Raw genomic sequence first — 18,519 nt, 5'->3', positions numbered from 1 at the left:
TTTATAAAATAAATAAACAGTAAAATGATATCATGCGTTTTTGCAAGAGTCAATTATCAGAATAAATCTAGGAAAGGAAAGAATAATGATAAAAATTTTTAAAAAATTTACAAAAAAAGAAATTTTATTTATTATAATTTCTTTGTTTTTTATAATATTGCAAGTTGGTTTGGATTTGAAATTACCAGATTATATGGCGGATATTACAAAATTACTTGAAACAAAAAATGGTGGTCATGTTAGAGAAATAATAGAAAATGGCGTGTATATGCTTTTGTGTGCATTTGGAAGCATGTTGGCGTCATGTTTAGTTGGCTTTTTAGCAGCTAAAGTAGCAGCTGGATTAGCTAAAAGATTACGCGGTCTTGTATATGAAAAAACAATGACATTTACAATGGAAGAGATTAATACGTTTTCAACAGATTCATTGATAACACGTACAACTAATGACATTACACAGATTCAAACCTTGATTGCAATGGGATTACAGGTTGTAATTAAAGCTCCCATTTTAGCAACATGGGCTATTCTTAAAATATTAAACAAAAATTGGCAGTGGTCATTTGCTACAGGAGTGGCTGTTTGTGTTTTAATGATGTATTTGATTATAATGATTGCTTTAGTTTTACCTAAATTTAGAAAGCTCCAAACTCTTACAGATAATTTAAATAAAGTTACGAGAGAAAATTTATCAGGTATAAGAGTTGTCAGAGCCTATAATGCTGAAAAATATCAAGAAGAAAAATTTGATGTAGCAAATACAAATGTAATGAGAACAAATTTGTTTACGGGAAGAAGTATGGCATCTGTTTTTCCAATGATGTCCTTGCTTATTTCGTCTTTACCATTAGTTATATATTGGATTGGTATGTATATAATTAAAAATGCAAAAGATATAGGCGAGAAATTCCAATTATTTTCGGATATGGTTGTTTTTTCATCATATGCAATACAAGTTATTATGGCTTTTATGATGCTAATTGTAGTTTTCTTTATTTTTCCAAGGGCTAATATTTCGGCAAAACGTATAAATGAAGTTCTTGAAACTAATACGAAAATTTTTGATGGAGCAGTAACTGAAAATAATCAGAAAAGTGAAGGTGAGATTGAGTTTAGAAATGTAGGATTCAAATATCCGTATTCTAATGAATATGCAATTAAAGATATTAGCTTTACTGCAAAAAAGGGTGAGACAGTAGCATTTATTGGTGCAACAGGAAGTGGTAAGAGCACATTAATTAATTTAATTCCAAGATTTTATGATGTGACAGAAGGTCAGATTTTGATCGATGGTGTAAATGTAAAAGAGTATTCAAAAGACATTTTGAGAAAAAAACTTGGTTATGTGCCACAAAAAGCCGTACTTTTTAAAGGAAGTATTTTTTCTAATATAATGTTTGGAGATAATAGTGATAATATTTCTAATGATAAAGCAGAATCAATAGTAAAAGAAGCAATTGAAATATCACAGTCAAAAGAATTTGTTGAAAAAATGAAAAAAGGCTTTAGATCGGTTATATCACAAGGAGGAACAAATGTTTCTGGAGGACAAAAACAAAGAATTTCAATCGCTAGAGCTATTGCGCGTAAACCAGAGATTTTATTGTTTGATGATTCTTTTTCAGCACTTGATTATAAAACTGATAGAATATTAAGAGAACAATTGAAAATGCAGAAAAAAGAAACAACTTCGTTGATTGTAGCACAAAGAATTGGAACAATTAAAGATGCGGATAAGATAGTGGTTTTAGATGAAGGAAAACTGGTAGGATATGGAACGCATAAAGAACTTCTAAAAAATTGTGCTGTGTATTATGAAATTGCATCTTCTCAACTTTCTGAAGATGAAATCAAAAAGGATATGTAAGAGGTGAAATGATGGAAGAATATAAATTCAGTGAATCAATAAAAAAATTGATACATTATTGTAGAAAATATTATTTTCCGATGATTTTTGCGTTTATGTTGTCAATTTTTGGAACAGCTTTTAACATAATCGGACCAGATAAATTAAAAGAAATAACAAATAAAATCTCTGAAGGAATAATTACTAATGTAATGGATGTTGATGGAATATTAAAAATAATTACAGTGTTAGTAACGTTGTACATTTTAGGCTTTTTATTTAATACATCGCAGGGTGTTATTATGGCATCATGTACACAAAGAATTACCAATAAAATGAGAAAAGATATTTCATTTAAAATAAATAAAATTCCATTGAAGTATTTTGATCAGACTACAGTGGGAAACACGTTATCGAGAGTTACAAATGATGTTGATACAATCGGACAGTCTCTTAATCAAAGTATTGGAACGTTGATATCCGGAATTACAATGTTTTTTGGAAGTTTGATAATGATGACAAAAACTAATTGGATAATGACTGTAGCGGGTGTTTTGGCTACGATATTTGGATTCCTTATCATGATGTTAATTACTAAAAAATCTCAGAAATATTTTGCGTTGCAGCAGGAGGAATTAGGACGTTTAAATGGATTGATTGAAGAAACATATACGGGTCATAATGTTATAGCTGCATATAACGATGTACATAAAGAAATAGAAAACTTTCATGAAATTAATAATAGATTATATTCTTCTGCGTGGAAAAGTCAGTTCTTATCAGGATTAATGATGCCACTCATGACATTTATTGGTAACTTAGGATATGTAGCTGTATGTGTTACGGGTGCAATTCTAGTTGAAAAAGATATGACCGAAATTGGTACAATTGTAGCTTTTATGATGTATATTCGATTATTTACACAACCTTTAGCACAAATGGCGCAAGCAATTACATCTTTGCAGGCAACAGCGGCAGCAAGTGGTAGAGTATTTGAATTTTTGGCTGAAGAGGAATTAGAAGATGAGAGTTGTAAAAATGTTGAGATTAAAGATTTTAAAGGACATATAGAATTTGAACATGTTTCTTTTGGATATACCTCTGAAAAAACAATTATTAATGATTTTAATCTTAATGTTAAACCGGGCGAAAAGGTTGCAATTGTGGGACCAACAGGTGCAGGAAAAAGTACATTAGTTAATTTATTGATGAGATTTTATGAGATAAATCAAGGAACAATTAGAATTGATGGTGTTGATATAAAAGATTTAAGGCGAGAACAGGTTCATGAATTGTTTGGTATGGTTTTACAGGACACATGGTTATTTGAAGGAACTATTAAAGATAACATAAGATACAATATGTCTTCAGTAAGTGATGAAGATGTAATTAATGCTAGTAAAGCAGTTGGACTTGATAAATATGTAAAAGCATTGCCGGAGTTATATGATACAGTTTTAAATGATAAAACAACTTTGTCAGCCGGACAAAAACAACTTATCACAATTGCTAGAGCGTATGTTATGAATGCTCCTATGTTGATTTTAGACGAAGCAACAAGTTCAGTTGATACAAGAACAGAATTAATAATTCAAAGGGCCATGGATAAATTATCTGAAGGCAGGACGTGTTTTGTAATTGCGCATAGACTTTCGACTATAAAAAATGCTGATACAATTTTGGTATTGAATAACGGTGATATAATTGAAAGCGGTAATCATAAACAATTACTTGAAAAAGGTGGATTTTATGCCGATTTATATAATAGTCAATTTGATATTGCATAAGCAGATTGTATAAAAAATAACAAAAACTCAATAATGAGGGGGGAATATTTTTGATTAATTATATAACAATCGAACGAGAATATGGCAGTGGTGCTACGGAAATAGGTAAACGTTTGATGGAAAAAACAGGTATTAGATGCTATGGTGGGGAAATTCTTGAATTAGCCGCAAAACGCATGAGAAAAACAGTTGAGCAAGTTTTGATACTAGAAGAAAAGAATCTAGATAGTATAAATTATACATTAAGTATGATTGATAGTGCGGTAAACGGTAAAAATGAGGTGCCTGACCATATCAAGCTTCATACGATAGAAAATGATATCATACGAGAATTAGCAGATGAGGGTCCAGCAGTTTTTATAGGTCATTGTGCAGGTCATGCTTTAAAGGATCGTGATGATGTGCTCAATGTTTACATTCATGGTAGCAAAAGTTTTAACAAATTTAGAGCTATAGAAAAATATCATATTTCTCCAACGGAAGTTGATAAGATAATGAAAAAAATAGATAGACGAAGAGCTAATTTTTATAATACAACTACAGGAAAAAAGATAGATGATATTAATAATTATGGCTTAATATTAAATAGTTCTATTTTAGGAATAGAGAAATGTGTTGATATTTTGTCTGATGTAATTAAGATATAGTTGAAAAATGATAGATTTTTTTCGTAATTTTTTAATCACTGCCAATATAGTATGATATAATATAAAAAATTATATTTATCGGAGGAACATAAATGCTAAAAAAAGAAATGATTTTTTTAGACTTAGATTTAAAAAATAAAGAAGAGGTAATTCGATTTTTAGGAAATAAACTATATGAGCAGGGAAATATCACAAAGGACTATGTTGAATCAATGATAAAACGAGAGCAAGAAATGTCAACATATTTAAAAAATGGAATAGCACTTCCACATGGAATTATGAGCGAATCATTAGAAGGAATTTATGAAAATGGAGTAGCTCTTGCAGTGATAAATAATGAGATAGAATGGGATCAAGGCAATACCGTCAAAATTGTATTGGCAATAGCAGCAGATAGAATAACACATATGGATATTTTGGCAAAAATTGCAAAAATTGCTTCGGACAATGAAAAAATCAATAAGTTGCTAACTATGAGTGAGGATGAGATAGTGTTAAATTTTAATAAGTAATTATAAAATATAACAAGCATATAATCTAAATTATTATTAAACTAAAAAACAAATGTTTAAAACTTATCGAACAATGATAATTGACGATATTCGCCATTGTCAAGGTTTGAAGCAAATATTCCAACTAGTCGTATTGATTCACCATTCATGAAGATCCCATTTTCACCTAGTAATTCATTTGTAATTAATGATAGTGCGATAGATTTAATAGTATTGCAATCGTTAGTAGATGATACTAGGGAAGTTTGAGTCGTGTGTGTTTTAAAATTGTTAGTTTTAAGAGTGATTCCAATTGTGCTTGCAAAAGCATTATCTTTAATCATTCTCTTACTTATATTAGTAGATAAAATATCGATTATTGCTGTAATATCTGAATCATAGTTGTCTGCAGTTAAATTAGATGGCATAGTTCGTTCACTTGAATAGCTTTTAGCTATTCTTTTCTTAGAAGAAACAGTGGATGTATTTATGCCATTTGAACTATAATAAATATATTTACCATGTTTGTCACCTAATACAGAACATAGTATGTTTAAATCTGTTTGAGCGGCATCTCCTATTGTTTTGATACCTAAAGAAGTAAGTTTCATAGAAGTTGATTTACCACATCCATGTAGCTCGTTTATTGGAAGCGGCCACATCTTAGTAGGAATCTCGTCTTTGAATAGTGTATGAACACGATTTGGTTTTGTAAAATCTGAAGCCATCTTAGCTAAAAGCTTGTTTGTTGAAATCCCAACATTTACAGTAAATCCATATTTAGAAAAAATAGAGTCTTTTATTTCATGAGCTAAAGATAATGGAAATGTATAAGACTTGTATTTTAAATCTTTATAAGTCTCGTATAAATCACTAAAATCACAATAAGCCTCATCTATAGAAGCTTGTTGCACATTTGGAGTATATAAAAGAAGCGTGTCAATAAAAAGTTTAGAATAATGTCTATATAGTTTGAAATTAGTTGGAACAACAACAAGTGAAGGACATTTTTGCATTGCATTGACAACAGCTTCACCAGATTGAATATTATATTTTTTTGCAGGAATCGATCTCGCTGAAATAATACCATGACGACTGTTAACATCGCCGCCTATAGCGGAAGGAATTGTTCTAAGGTCGATATTATTTTTGTTTTTTTTAAGGAGATCAACCGCTGTCCATGAAAGAAAAGCAGAATTAACATCGATATGAAAAATTAATGGAGATTCTGAAAAATCAATTTTATAATTCATAATAAATCCTTTCACTTAATCAATACATTTGTTCTATTATACTGTAGAACGATAAATGGTGCAACTATAGAATAAATGTGATAAACTATATACCGTGGCTAATTTTTAGTGTTATACAACCGATTATTTAGAAGAAAAGTTAATTTATTAGAAAAAGTTACTTTAGAAGAAATCTAACTTAGAAAAAGAGTAAATTGGTAGAAAAGTAATATGAATTCGGTTTAGATTTGAAAGGAGACTAGTTTATATGGCAAATAGTTTTAGTAAAAAGAAGAAAATAGCAGTTATTACAGGTGCAAGTTCTGGAATAGGTAGAGAATTTGCATACGAATTAGCAAAAGAGGGGTACAATTTAGTACTAATTGCGAGAAGATTAGATAGATTAGAAGAAATTAAAAAAAATGTAAAAACAGAAGCAATAATAATTCAGGCTGATATTACTAAATCAAGTGATATCTTGAATGTTTTAGATATAATCAAACAAATGGACATCTCTGTTTTTATTAATAATGCTGGATTTGGATCAAGCGGAGCATTTATAAATAATAATTTACAAAAAGAAATAGAAATGATAGAAGTTAATGTAAAAGCAATGCATATTTTTACAAAAATGATTATAAGAAAAATGTTAAAGCAAAAACATGGCTATTTGTTGAATGTAGCCTCTTCAGCAGGACTTTTTCCAGCCGGACCATATATGAGTGCTTATTATGCAACTAAATCCTATGCGGCAAGTCTTACTTTAGCAATTGCCGAAGAGCTAAAGAAGGTTAATGCACCTGTATATGTTGGTTGTTTATGTCCAGGACCAGTTAATACTGAATTTAATGATGTTGCTAACGTTAGTTTTGCATTAAAAGGAATTAGTGCAAAGCATTGCGTTAAATATACACTTGCCAAAATGAAAAAGAAAAAAGTGTTAATTGTTCCAACAATTCAAATGAAACTTGCAATTTTCTTTTCAAAATTTTTGCCTATAGAAGTCTTAATTAGAATGGTTGGTAGACAACAAAGAAAGAAAATGGGCTAGAAAAATATAAATTTTTCGATAATTAAAACATGATTTTATTAATGCGAGAAAACACTAATAATTCAGCAAAAATCACTAAAAAAGTAATGCGCAAATAGGCAAAAACAGTATTGAAAAATAAAAAATAATCTTGTATAATATAGACATATTAAGGAACACCTGGGATGTACGATAATCCTGTATATTTAGAACCTACATTTACTTTAAACGGGACACCTAAATCGCTTATTAGATGTCAAGCCTCCGATTTAGACAGTGGAAGGCAGAAGATAAGTTGCGGTAACCCACCTAGCATTGGCTAGGAGTCTAAATTGCGGGAACCGGCATTTTGGGTTCCTTTTTTTTTGAAATTTGTGAGTTCGTAATGTTTAAATATAAATTATAATGAAATAAAAATGAAGTTTTTCCGATATAAAAGTTGTGAAGTATGTTTGTGAATTTTGATTTTTTTAAGAATATAAAAGGAATATGGTGAATAATATGGACATCAATTCAAACAGAAATTCCAATAATAATCCAAGAAAAAAAAGTAGTGGAAATAAAGCGCCTGGTGGCTTTTTTGTGTATAAAGCTAATGAACAAGGAGAGATAGTCTACGCAGATCAAGGTGTGATAAGCATTTTTGAATGCGATGATTATGAAGACTTTATTAAGCTAACGAATGGTACATTTGAAGGTATGGTTTATCCGGATGATTATACAGAAACAGAATATACCATTTGGAAACAATTAAATGAAAAAAAATTAGAGTATGATTATGTAAAATATAGGATAATTACTAAATCAGGGAAAGTTAAATATATTGAGGACTTTGGCCATTTGGTTACTATGGCAGATGGAGACCCTTTTTTTTATGTTTTATTAATTGAAAGAGAAGATGAATTTTCAATTAAAACGAATCAAGACGAACAAAGCGAGGACCTGTATGTAAAAGATGATTATGATTCTTTGACAGGCTTAGTTAAGATGCATAAATTTTTTGATTTAGTAGAAGATAATTCCTTGGATTTGGAAAAAGTTAGTGATGGAATGTATGTTGTTTATTTTGATGTCGAGAGTTTTAAGAATTATAATGAAAATTACGGCTATGATCGTGGAGATGAATTACTTTGTTTTGTAGCAAATATTCTTAGAAAAGAATTTCAAGATGGGATAATTTCTCGTTTTTCTGATGATCATTTTGCAGTTTGTTGCCAAAGTGATGAAATTGTATCTCAAATTGAAAGAATTCATAGAAAAGTAGATGATTTTAATGAAAGTAGACCTTTGGAGATAAAAGCTGGAGTTTATCAAATTTTTGATGTTGTAGAAAATGGCTCTATAGTTTGTGATAGGGCTAGGATTGCATGCAGTAAAATTAAAGGTAGATTTGATGAATTTTATAATTTCTATGATGAAAACTTAGAACAACATGTAAGACAACAACAGTATATTATAGATAATTTTGAAGAAGCAATACAAAATGGCTCAATAAAAGTGTATTATCAGCCTATAATTCGTGTTATGTCAGGAAAGGTTTGCGCATTTGAGGCTTTGGCACGTTGGCAAGATGAAGAGTATGGAATGATTTCGCCAGGCGTATTTATTGAAGTACTTGAAAAGTTCCATCTGATTCATAAACTTGACTTATATATTATAAAAAAAGTATGTCAAGACTATAATAGTAAGAAGAAATATAATCGAGTATGTGTTCCTGTTTCGATAAATCTTTCAAGATTAGATTTTCAACTGTGCCAGATTTTTAAACGTATAGAAGAGATTCGTAAAGAGTACAATGTTCCAACCAATATGATTGATATAGAGATTACAGAAAGTGCATTAAATGATGATTTGGAATATCTTAAATTGCAGATTTTGAAGTTTAAAAAAGCCGGTTACAACGTTTGGGTGGATGATTTTGGCAGTGGATACTCTGCACTCAATGTTCTCACAAATTTTAAATTTGATGTTGCTAAATTGGATATGTCTTTTTTGAAACAGTTTAATGATATTAAGATGAAAATAATGATACAATCATTGATTTATGTCATAAAAGATATTGGAATCCAATCCTTTGCAGAAGGCGTAGAAACAATGGAACAGTATGAGTTTTTAAAGAGTATAGGATGTGAAAAAGCACAAGGTTTCTTCTTTGGAAAGCCTCTTCCTTTAAAAGAGGTATATCATCATATTGATAGTAATGGGATGCAGTTAGAAGATAAAAATGAGTGTGTATATCAGGATACCATTGGACGTTTAAATATAAAAAATAATTTAACAACATGTGATAACTTTATAGATTTACCATCTGCAATTCTTGAAAAAAATGGAGAGGTAATTTCATTTTTATTTGCTTCAGATTCATTTAAAAAAGAAATACGTTATATTGGATTTGAAAGTGTACAAGAATTAGAAGAGTTTTGTAATGAAAATAAATTCCTTGTACAAAAAAGAATGAGTGAGTTGATTCAGAATTCAATTTTAAGTGGAAAAGCAGAGAAGACAGATTGGATTATTCGTGGAAATTATTGCAATATATGGATAGAGGTAATAGCTGTATATGGTAGATGTTGCGCTGCCAAAACAATGATTGTTAATAGACAAAAATATATAGATGATGGTACAAAAATTGGAGAAATGGATAGCTATTTACGAGAATTATATACTATATACAATAGAGTTGATATTTTAAATGTAGATGATAATATAGTTGAAACTATTTTCACAAATAGTAAAGCAATTGCTCCAATGATTACAAAAAGAGAAGCAACAGGAATAATAAAATACGTTGCGGAAAAATACATTTATCCTGATGATAGAGAAAGCTTCTGCGATTTGTATAATGTTGATACAATTGAGAAGAGGATACATGCAGAAAAGAATGATTTTCTTTGGGGAGTATATAGGGTTAAGTCAAATAATACTTATATATGGCAACTTTTTAATATAATTATTGCAAAAAGAGAGCAAAAAAGAATTATTATTTCATGTATGCGTGATATTTATGATAGAGGGGAATCTCTATTTGGAATACAAGAATTTAATATGTTGTTTGAAAACTTTACATTTCCATTTGTTGTGTTAAAAGTTGAGATATCAGAAGGTGATAAAGTTACGGATTTGATTTTTAAATATGCTAATAGCAGATATTGTAATAAAGTTGGAATAACTAGTGAAAAATTAATAGATAATTCTTTTTTAGAAATCGAAAGAGACGATAAGAAATTATGGAAAAATGTTTGTTATAGAGCAGCATTCTTAAACGAAAGTATACTAGAAGAAGTATATGACAAAACCAATGATATATGGGTTGAAATTGCAATAAACAAAATCGCAAGGGATGGATATTGCGCTGTTGCTATAAAAGAAACAACAAATGAACACAAAAAGAAGAAAGAAGTTGATAGAAAATATAGTACAGATAACTTTATTATTCATTGTGCTAAGATTTTACAAGGAACAACGAGCTTTAAATATAGAGTAAATCTAATTCTAGAAGAAATTGGAAAGGCGTTAAATCCTACTAGAGTCTATATAATAGAATTAAATGATGAAGATATAGTTCTTAATTTTTTATGGACTAAGGATGAAAAGTATAATGATATAGGAATATATAATAATTTAAATTATAATATTTTAAAACAATGGCCTGAATATTTAGTTGAAAACAATAGAATAGTAATTGACATAGACAAAAAGATAAATACAAACGCTTTTGGAGAAATGGTGCGTTTGATGCTCCTTCGTAATGGCATGCACAAGGCAATTATGATTCCGCTATATAATGATAATGGAGCAATTATAGGATATCTTGGAGTAGAGAATTATGATGATGTAGAGACATTTGATGTCAATAATTTATTAGATACGGTATCGTATTTTATATCTACCGAGATGAGAAAAAACGAATTAATTAATCACCTTGATTATCTTGGAAAGAATGACTTGATGACAGATGTTAGAAATAGATATTCTATGGATCAAGAAATTGCCAGAATCGATAATAAAAGATGTTCAGTTGGAGTGATTTTTATTGATGTTAATGGGTTAAAAAAGATTAATGATTGCTATGGACATCAAGCTGGAGATGAAATGCTGATTGAAGTTGCGAAACTATTAAGAAGTGTATTCAATAAAGACAATATTTATCGAGCAGGTGGAGATGAATTTGTAATAATTGTTGAAGATATTTCTGAAGAAGATTTTCAAAAGAAGATAAACAATTTACGCAAATTATTAAGTGAAACTAAGAAATTTACAGTTGCACTTGGCTTTACTTGGGATGATGGAACAAAAAAATTTAATAGTGTTATGAAATTAGCAGATGCTTTTATGTATAAGAATAAAACAGAGTACTATAAAAAATCTACTAATGATAGGCGAAGATAAAAAAATAATAAAAAGGGGTTAAGTTTTATTTTGTTTCATCCGATTAAATGTTTTGGGTATGAATAGGATGTGATTTGGGGAAGTCATATCCATGTTGGGAGAGCATATTATTTAATTTACGGGGTAAATACGGACAAGCTAAGAGCTGAGAAAGGATGCCACTTATGTTACAAAAGATGAAAATGGAAAAAGAAAGCATGAAATTGACAGAAAGACAGGACAAAATTCTAATCAAATTACTAAAAGAATTTGATTCTACTGTACGAGTTGTACCAATGTTGCATGAAGAATCTAATCTAAAAAAAGAGCTAGATGAGTGTTCAAAAGAAGATTTTTGCAACGGTTTGGTAGGTATTAGAAAGCGACTTGAATTTTGTTACATCAATAGTTTACTAAATGAAGAAGATGTTATTATTTTATCAATGGAGTTTACAGATAGAGTAAGCATCTTTTATCGAGAGTTTGGTTTGACATATGAAAATGAAGAATACGCAAATGTAGGAGTCTTCGCAATGGCATTATATTATGCTTTTATTAGAAGGTATAATGCTGCAATGAAGACAACAAGAATTTTGATGAGAATGTCAAATTCAGATTCTATTCAAAGAAAGGCTAATAAATTACATTTTGAACTAGAACAAATTTTACTTGATGATATTGTAAAATGTAATGTTTATTCGTCAAATGGTTTATTGCCTACAGATTTTGAAAAGGTTAGAACAGTTTTTTCTTTTGTAAAAGAGCAAGAAAACGAAGAATATGCAAGTAGATTAGAAATGTTATATTCAACAGATGTTTTTATGAATGATGCTGATATTGCAATTGAAACATTTATGCATGATATTTTAGTTTTTGATGTTGCTGTTGGAGGAGAAACAGAGATTTTTTTCACAGACAGTACAAAATATGTAGCGAAAGACATATTAAAAAACAAAGAAAACTATCTTGTGAAAGTTGTTTTAAAGGATAGAGAGTGGGAAATTATTAGAAAGTAAGAGTTTGCCACAAGGTTTATGCCTAACGTGCTATTTTTGACTTTTTGTCAAGAGTTGGGGTGAATTAAAAAATGACCAGGAATGAGAATTATATCAAAATTTCATTCCTGGTTTTTCTTTTGCTTTTAGCCATATAAGGATTAGTTTGTAGCCGTGATACCATTTGAGAATGGACAATCAAAGGCATTTAATAAGAACCGTTTTTTATAAAAAGAAATGTTCAGATATTAGCTCTGAGTATGGTGTTTAAAAAAAAAAAAAAAAAAAAATACACTTGCGTTCTGCAATATTAAATGATACTATGTTTTTGTCGGAATATTTCAAAAAGGATGTTCTTAACACGCCAAGGATGGAATTGTGTGAGTTTTCTGAAAGAATGATTGATAATTGAATAGCTAGTTAGTTTTTGTTGAGTATTCTATATAACATTTTCTTAACGGTTTGTTAGTGATGATATTATTTGCATTATGTAAATTGTACGTAATAAAGATATTGTGTGATTGTTTTCTGAAGGTTTAGGAATTAAGCAATTTAAACATAAATAATTAACTAACAAAATAAAAAAGCATAAAAGTTTATGCGAGATGAGGAGAAGAAAGTGAAGAAGAAGACGTATGCTATATACACAGTAATGCTGTTGTTTTTTGTTGTAGCAGCCGGATTCATAGGTTATGAGTTGGGAAAATCAAAAGGATCGATTTTCGCACAGAATACAAACATAAAAAGTTCAACTAAAATCACTTCTAATGGAGCGAGCAGAAAAAATGACGGAAAACGTAAGACAACAGATAATTCATCTATTGCCGTTGTGAATCTTGATGAAGGAGTAAAACTGAATGGAAAGACAGTATATTATTCACAAAAAATTTCTGAATTTCCAACATCAGATTTTTACTATACATCATTAAACGAGGCACAAAAAGGCGTTTCTAATGGCTCAGTCGGAGCCTATATCATAATACCCGCAAAGTTTTCAAGTAATGTAATAACATTAAATCAAAAACCTGTAGCGTCAGAACTAGATTATAAAATCAGCAAGAAATTAAATAGTAAAAAGCAATTAAGAGCGCTTTATAATATAGTAAATTTCGGTAATTCGGTCAATAACAACTTAAGCTATATGTATTTAGAAAGTACATTGTCAGAATTCCATGATGCACAGGATTCAGCAAAGACAGTATTAGATAATGACAGTAAAGATTTAGAAGCTATTAATAAGATTTCATCAAATGATTTGGTGACTATGGTACAGATACCTGAAATGAAACAGGTTGAGGGTACCCCTAAACAGTTAGATGTCAGTCAGTGTACAACAGAAAATAATAATACATTGAAAGATATTAACGACAATTATCAAAAAATAATATCAGATGCACAACAAAAATTAGAAAATGTTCAATTACAAAAAAATGTTTTAGAAACTACACTAAAAGAATTATCAAAAGAAGTTGAAAATATCCCAACTTCTCAAGGCGATAATCAGGATGTCCTTCCAATACCAGGAATTCCACAAAGTGGCGACAATAACGATGGTGATTTGACAGCAGAGGCAAAAAGTAATCTTAATAAAAGATTACTTGAATTACTAAAACAATCAGAAGAAGATAGAAAAGATTTGCAGACAAAAGTTGACCAGTTAAGCAGTCAGGTTGATAGTTTAGAGCAGAACATAATACGTCAATCAGAAGGTGGAAAATTAAGTGCTGCAAGCGTACCAAGTTTGGTATCAAGTCAATCTGATGTAAGCGATGCAACGACATATAAGCAGTTGGTTTCAATTACATATAATGCAAACGAGCTATCAAAACCAAATAATAACATTCCGAAATTCAATGTTGAAATCACTCAGGATGCAAAGAAAAAGCAAAATGTAGCTGTAACACAGGCATTGATGGAAAAATTAATAGGTTATTTGGGAGATGATAAATTAAAAGAATTTGCAACAGTTTGTGATGGAGATAATACTTTCAAAGAAAGTTTGTCAGGTACAGATTATAAGAATTCATATGATTTTATTTTATCATTAAGAAAACAAGGAACAGATATGCTTTGGTCAAATGCGACTATAGGATATTCTGGTTCAACGTTAAGTGATTTAAGTAATTTTGCAAGGGAACAGGCAAAAGTAGAGAGTCCTGATGATCAAACAAAGAAGGATAAGACAATAAATCCTGTTTTGAAAAACAGCTTAGATCAAGTAAAAACGATAACAAGTCAATTGAAAGAAAGCTCAAATAATTACTTCAAACTTGATATAAATACTTTGCAAAGTCAGATAGAACAAGAAGTAATTGATCCGTTAGCTAGAAAAGCTCAAAAAACAGAAAAAGATTATAAAGTAGTCAGTCAAAAACAACAAGAAGCCATAAATAAATTTAGTGAATCGCTAAAGGATAATCAGATTGTCCCACAGACAATGTTTGATAAAGTCTCAATTAGTAAATTGGAAAATACACAAAATAAACTACTAGATTTGTTAAATGAATCAAATCAGTCGTACGGAGATTATATAAGCAAGATTTATGAAACAAGCATGAATAATCAACAAACTGTTTTTGATAGTTTATCCAAAGCAGACGAAGATTCAAAACAACAGATAGAAAGCGGTTTGGCTGAGACAAAGCGAATAAAGAATCAGGATTCGCAATGTAATCAGAAGTTGATGAATGGTTTTATTGCAAAATTGCCATACACAAGATTAGGTTCGATTGAAAATGAAAACGTATATCAATATATGGCAAATCCAGTAACTTTAGAAGGAAATATCAATGAGATAGATGCTAGTAGGTTATCATCTGCAGGTGGAATAACAGAAAAAAAAGTAGGAGCAAAAGTAAATAAAACAGTTCCAACACCACCAAAAGCAGCATGGTATTTATTGATAATTCTAATAGTTTTACTAGCAATTGGAATAATGACAATGACGGTAATAAATCGATCACAACAGGAGAATGAAGATTGGGAGTAACACAAGCATTAAAAAAGATATAAGAAGTAGCAAAAGCCAAAGCTTTTATGGTTAGTTACTATTATATAAAAAAATTAATTAATAACATAAAACAGACAGAGATTTGAAAGGAGAATTACAATGGCATCATTAAAATTAGATTATGAAGCATTAGGAAGTTCAGCAAAAACATTAAGAGAGCAAGGAGATACTTTTGAAAGCTGTATTAACGTTATGTCAAAAGTAGTTGATGCATTACCAGATATTTGGGAAGCAGAAACATGTACTAGATACGTACAGGAGTTTGATGAATCTAAGAAAACATTAAACGAAGTTAGAAAATTAATCGAAGATATGTCAAGTCAGATGACTCAGATTAGTAACAACTTTGCTCAGGCCGATTCAGAAATGGCTAATCAGATGAAATAAGTTCGAATAAATATTTCAAAAACAAACCTTTGGCAAGTAAGTTTTTCTAACTTGCTAAAGGTTAAAAAAGTTAAAGGAATTAAAATGGAGACAACTATACATAATAATAATTCAATAACAACAGAAACACAAAATAATGCAAACAGTCAATTGACATTTGACCCGGATGTCATAAAAGAACGAGATGAAAAACAGGCTAGTTCTCTAGAAGATATGTATGGGTATGCAGTTTTTTCGGAGGATTTTTCAAAGCAGGTAAGTATAGAGAAAAAACGAATTCAAAAAGAAAATAATAATGCTTTTAAAAATGTTATGAAAAATAAAAGTAGTAATGAAATAGATAAAACATTTAAAAATGTTATGAATGCTAAAACAAGCCCAATCATAACAAAAGACTACAATGATTTAGCTAAATCAAAAGACAATATTTGGATTGAAATATTTTATGTAGCGCTAGGTATGATTATAACGTTACTTGTAATCTACTTGGCAATGCGAGTAAAAAAGAAAATAAAAAAATGAGGTTAACTCAATGAAAATAATAATTACGATAACAAATCCAACCAATAAAGTTGGATATGACATACAAATAGACAATAAACAAAAAATATCAACCACTTTAAAAGTGTGTAGCGAAAACCTAGCGGGACTAGAGTTTGCTGATCGATGTAAGAAGATTCGATTATGGGATGGTGGAAGATTAATTCCTGTTGAAAAGACTTACGATGAAGCACAGATATATAGTGGTTCAAAAATCATAGTGGAAGATTAGACTTAATACTATAAAAAACTCATAAAGAAAACAAGAAACGAAGGAAGAGATAATGAATACTCAAATGACGACACAAAACAGAAACGTAAAAATAAATAATGTATTAAATGTACAGACAAACCAACCATTAAGTTGTATAGTCGTAAAAAAATCAGATATAAATGCAAAGATAGAGTTTGATTATAAAAAACTAGAAAGATTACCTGAGCCATTTATAAATGCAAAGTATGAAGAAAATGGTGAAGATGTAAGAATCACATTTGATATGTCTAATTTAAAAAATGTTACTCAGTTAAAGAAAGAAAAATCTGAGAAAAAATATAGATTTCTTGTAAATTTAAAAGTCTTAGAGGAAAATTTAAAAAAATATAAGTTTTCCATGAATCCAAACAACATCTTCTATGATGAAAATTTTATTCCAAAAGTAAAAATGAGAGATTTATATACGAGCGAAGAACTCAGACATTTGCAAGAAAATAACATGAGTTTTGTGAACGTTTATAAATGCTATATTGGTGGAATATTAGGGAATAATTACACTATTGAGCAGATTTTGCAAAGTGGTGTAAATATCCTAAAAGATGAAAAATCATTTGAGAGATTTTTTAAATGTCAGTCCGTAAATGAATTAGTGAACGAGCTAAAAAACAGATATCACAGGATAGAAGAAAAGGAAAGAAAGACAAAAGTTTTAGTTTCAAAAAGATTCCATTATGTGATAACTACAGTTGCAATAACTTCGCTTGTTCTTTTTATTGTTTCAACAGGTTTATTTATATGGACCAACTTCTTTAAGTTGAGAAAGTCGCAGATAGTTGTTAGCGCAATGGAAAGCTATATTGAAGAAGATTATGTACAATGCATTGATGATTTAAAACCTTTATCAGTTAAATCAATGGATAAAAAAACTAAATATATTTTAGCAACTTCGTATGCTAAAACAGAAAACTTAAAGAAAAAAGAGATAGAAAAAATAGTATCGAGAATAGACGTAAAATCAGATAATCGTGAGCTTGAATATTGGATTTATCTTGGAAGATTAGACTGTAAGAAGTCAGAAGATTTAGCAAAATCGATGTCTGATGACAAACTCTTAATATATGCTTACATGAAAGAAAAGAATGTATTAGAGCAGGATTCTGTTAAATCTGGATCCAAAAAACAAGAAAGAATTGAAGAGCTTGATGATAACATAAAAAAGATTGGAGATAAATATCAAAAGAACAATGGAAACAAAGAAAGTTAGATACTATATAAGACCAAGAGAATTTTATATATCAGGAATTGAAGATGCACCATATGCATCAATAATTTTGCCAATAGGTGAAAAAGAATATTTTATACAAGGTAACCAAATAGAAGAAAAATCAGGTGCCAAGCGATTGATAAAACAAGGCGATGAATTTGAAATCGCTGGATATAAAATAACTTTTTTCGAGGATTATCTTGAGGTAGAAGGCAACTTCGAAGAAGGACAAACAATATCAGCAACTGCAACCGATTTAGTTGTTTCGCAACAAGCCACAGCACCAACAACAGTTGATGATAATCGAGTGCCAGAAATAAAAAAAACATATCAAGCCAAAATCCTCTTGGAACAAATCGGTCAACCAGATAAAAAATTTGAAGGATATCCAATCTATAAAAGATCACCAAGAATCATTTATAGAGTTCCAGATGAAAAAATAGAGATAAAACAACCACAATCAAAAAAGACACTAGGTCGAGATGGCCTTGCAGAGCTTATAGTACCAGTTCTTTCGACAGCTGCATTTACAGTTGCAATGGGATTTTTCCTAAAAAGAGGTCCATATGTGTATATGTCCATAGGAATGACAATCATAACACTCATCTTTTCAGTTAAACGTTTTTTCAAAGATAAGAAAAAGACCAAAGAATACAATACAAGAAGAAAAAAAGTTTACATAGATTATCTTCTAAAAATGAGAAAAAA

Annotated in this window: 13 protein-coding genes, 1 other RNA gene and 1 pseudogene; 14 read left to right on the top strand and 1 reads right to left on the bottom strand. The window is 29.7% G+C overall.

Annotation, left to right across the window (positions count from 1 at the left end; translation table 11 throughout):
• Nucleotides 1-85 precede the first annotated feature (85 nt).
• The 4 genes from BLV79_RS01270 (at nt 86) to BLV79_RS01255 (ending at nt 4,792) form a co-directional block, all read left to right on the top strand.
• Nucleotides 86-1,867 (top strand): ABC transporter ATP-binding protein, encoded by a 1,782-nt coding sequence (locus BLV79_RS01270; protein ID WP_074715401.1) that lies wholly within the window; start codon nt 86-88, stop codon nt 1,865-1,867.
• An 8-nt stretch (nt 1,868-1,875) separates the two neighbouring features.
• On the top strand, nt 1,876-3,633 hold the full coding sequence (locus BLV79_RS01265; protein WP_074715398.1) for an ABC transporter ATP-binding protein: 1,758 nt from the start codon (nt 1,876-1,878) through the stop codon (nt 3,631-3,633).
• A gap of 50 nt (nt 3,634-3,683) precedes the next feature.
• Entirely contained in the window at nt 3,684-4,280 is a 597-nt protein-coding gene (locus tag BLV79_RS01260) for a cytidylate kinase-like family protein (RefSeq protein WP_074715395.1), read from the top strand.
• 92 nt (nt 4,281-4,372) lie between these two features.
• Nucleotides 4,373-4,792, top strand: coding sequence for a PTS mannitol transporter subunit IIA (locus BLV79_RS01255; RefSeq protein WP_074715392.1), 420 nt, complete (start codon nt 4,373-4,375; stop codon nt 4,790-4,792).
• Nucleotides 4,793-4,848: 56 nt separating this feature from the next.
• Here BLV79_RS01255 and BLV79_RS01250 read toward each other — a convergent pair whose 3' ends face one another.
• On the bottom strand, nt 4,849-6,024 hold the full coding sequence (locus BLV79_RS01250; protein ID WP_074715389.1) for a Y-family DNA polymerase: 1,176 nt from the start codon (nt 6,022-6,024) through the stop codon (nt 4,849-4,851).
• Between the two features lie 247 nt (nt 6,025-6,271).
• On the opposite strand from BLV79_RS01250, the gene BLV79_RS01245 reads away from it, so the two are divergent.
• The 10 genes and pseudogenes from BLV79_RS01245 to BLV79_RS01200 form a co-directional block, all read left to right on the top strand.
• Nucleotides 6,272-7,054, top strand: coding sequence for an SDR family NAD(P)-dependent oxidoreductase (locus BLV79_RS01245; protein WP_074715387.1), 783 nt, complete (start codon nt 6,272-6,274; stop codon nt 7,052-7,054).
• A gap of 153 nt (nt 7,055-7,207) precedes the next feature.
• A non-coding RNA gene (gene ssrS, locus BLV79_RS01240) (6S RNA) lies at nt 7,208-7,393 on the top strand.
• A gap of 141 nt (nt 7,394-7,534) precedes the next feature.
• Complete coding sequence (locus tag BLV79_RS01235; protein ID WP_074715384.1) at nt 7,535-11,422, top strand: EAL domain-containing protein; 3,888 nt, start codon at nt 7,535-7,537, stop codon at nt 11,420-11,422.
• 164 nt (nt 11,423-11,586) lie between these two features.
• Nucleotides 11,587-12,417, top strand: coding sequence for a hypothetical protein (locus BLV79_RS01230; RefSeq protein ID WP_143470197.1), 831 nt, complete (start codon nt 11,587-11,589; stop codon nt 12,415-12,417).
• A gap of 598 nt (nt 12,418-13,015) precedes the next feature.
• The gene (locus tag BLV79_RS01225; protein WP_074715379.1) at nt 13,016-15,385 is read left to right on the top strand and encodes a YhgE/Pip domain-containing protein; all 2,370 of its coding nucleotides are present in this window, start codon (nt 13,016-13,018) and stop codon (nt 15,383-15,385) included.
• A gap of 120 nt (nt 15,386-15,505) precedes the next feature.
• Entirely contained in the window at nt 15,506-15,793 is a 288-nt protein-coding gene (locus BLV79_RS01220) for a WXG100 family type VII secretion target (protein WP_074715376.1), read from the top strand.
• Between the two features lie 84 nt (nt 15,794-15,877).
• Entirely contained in the window at nt 15,878-16,315 is a 438-nt protein-coding gene (locus BLV79_RS01215) for a hypothetical protein (protein WP_074715373.1), read from the top strand.
• Nucleotides 16,316-16,325: 10 nt separating this feature from the next.
• Entirely contained in the window at nt 16,326-16,565 is a 240-nt protein-coding gene (locus BLV79_RS01210) for a hypothetical protein (protein ID WP_074715370.1), read from the top strand.
• A 52-nt stretch (nt 16,566-16,617) separates the two neighbouring features.
• On the top strand, nt 16,618-17,811 hold the full coding sequence (locus BLV79_RS01205) for a type VII secretion protein EssB/YukC (RefSeq protein ID WP_074715367.1): 1,194 nt from the start codon (nt 16,618-16,620) through the stop codon (nt 17,809-17,811).
• Nucleotides 17,792-18,519 (top strand): annotated as a pseudogene (locus BLV79_RS01200) (hypothetical protein); the annotation flags it as partial. The gene BLV79_RS01205 and the pseudogene BLV79_RS01200, both read left to right, overlap by 20 nt.

The sequence above is a fragment of the Lachnobacterium bovis DSM 14045 genome (assembly GCF_900107245.1).
In the GTDB taxonomy this organism is placed as follows: Bacteria; Bacillota; Clostridia; order Lachnospirales; family Lachnospiraceae; genus Roseburia; species Roseburia bovis.
Note: the sequence above shows the minus strand (reverse complement) of the source record. Positions and strands in the feature narration are given on the sequence as shown.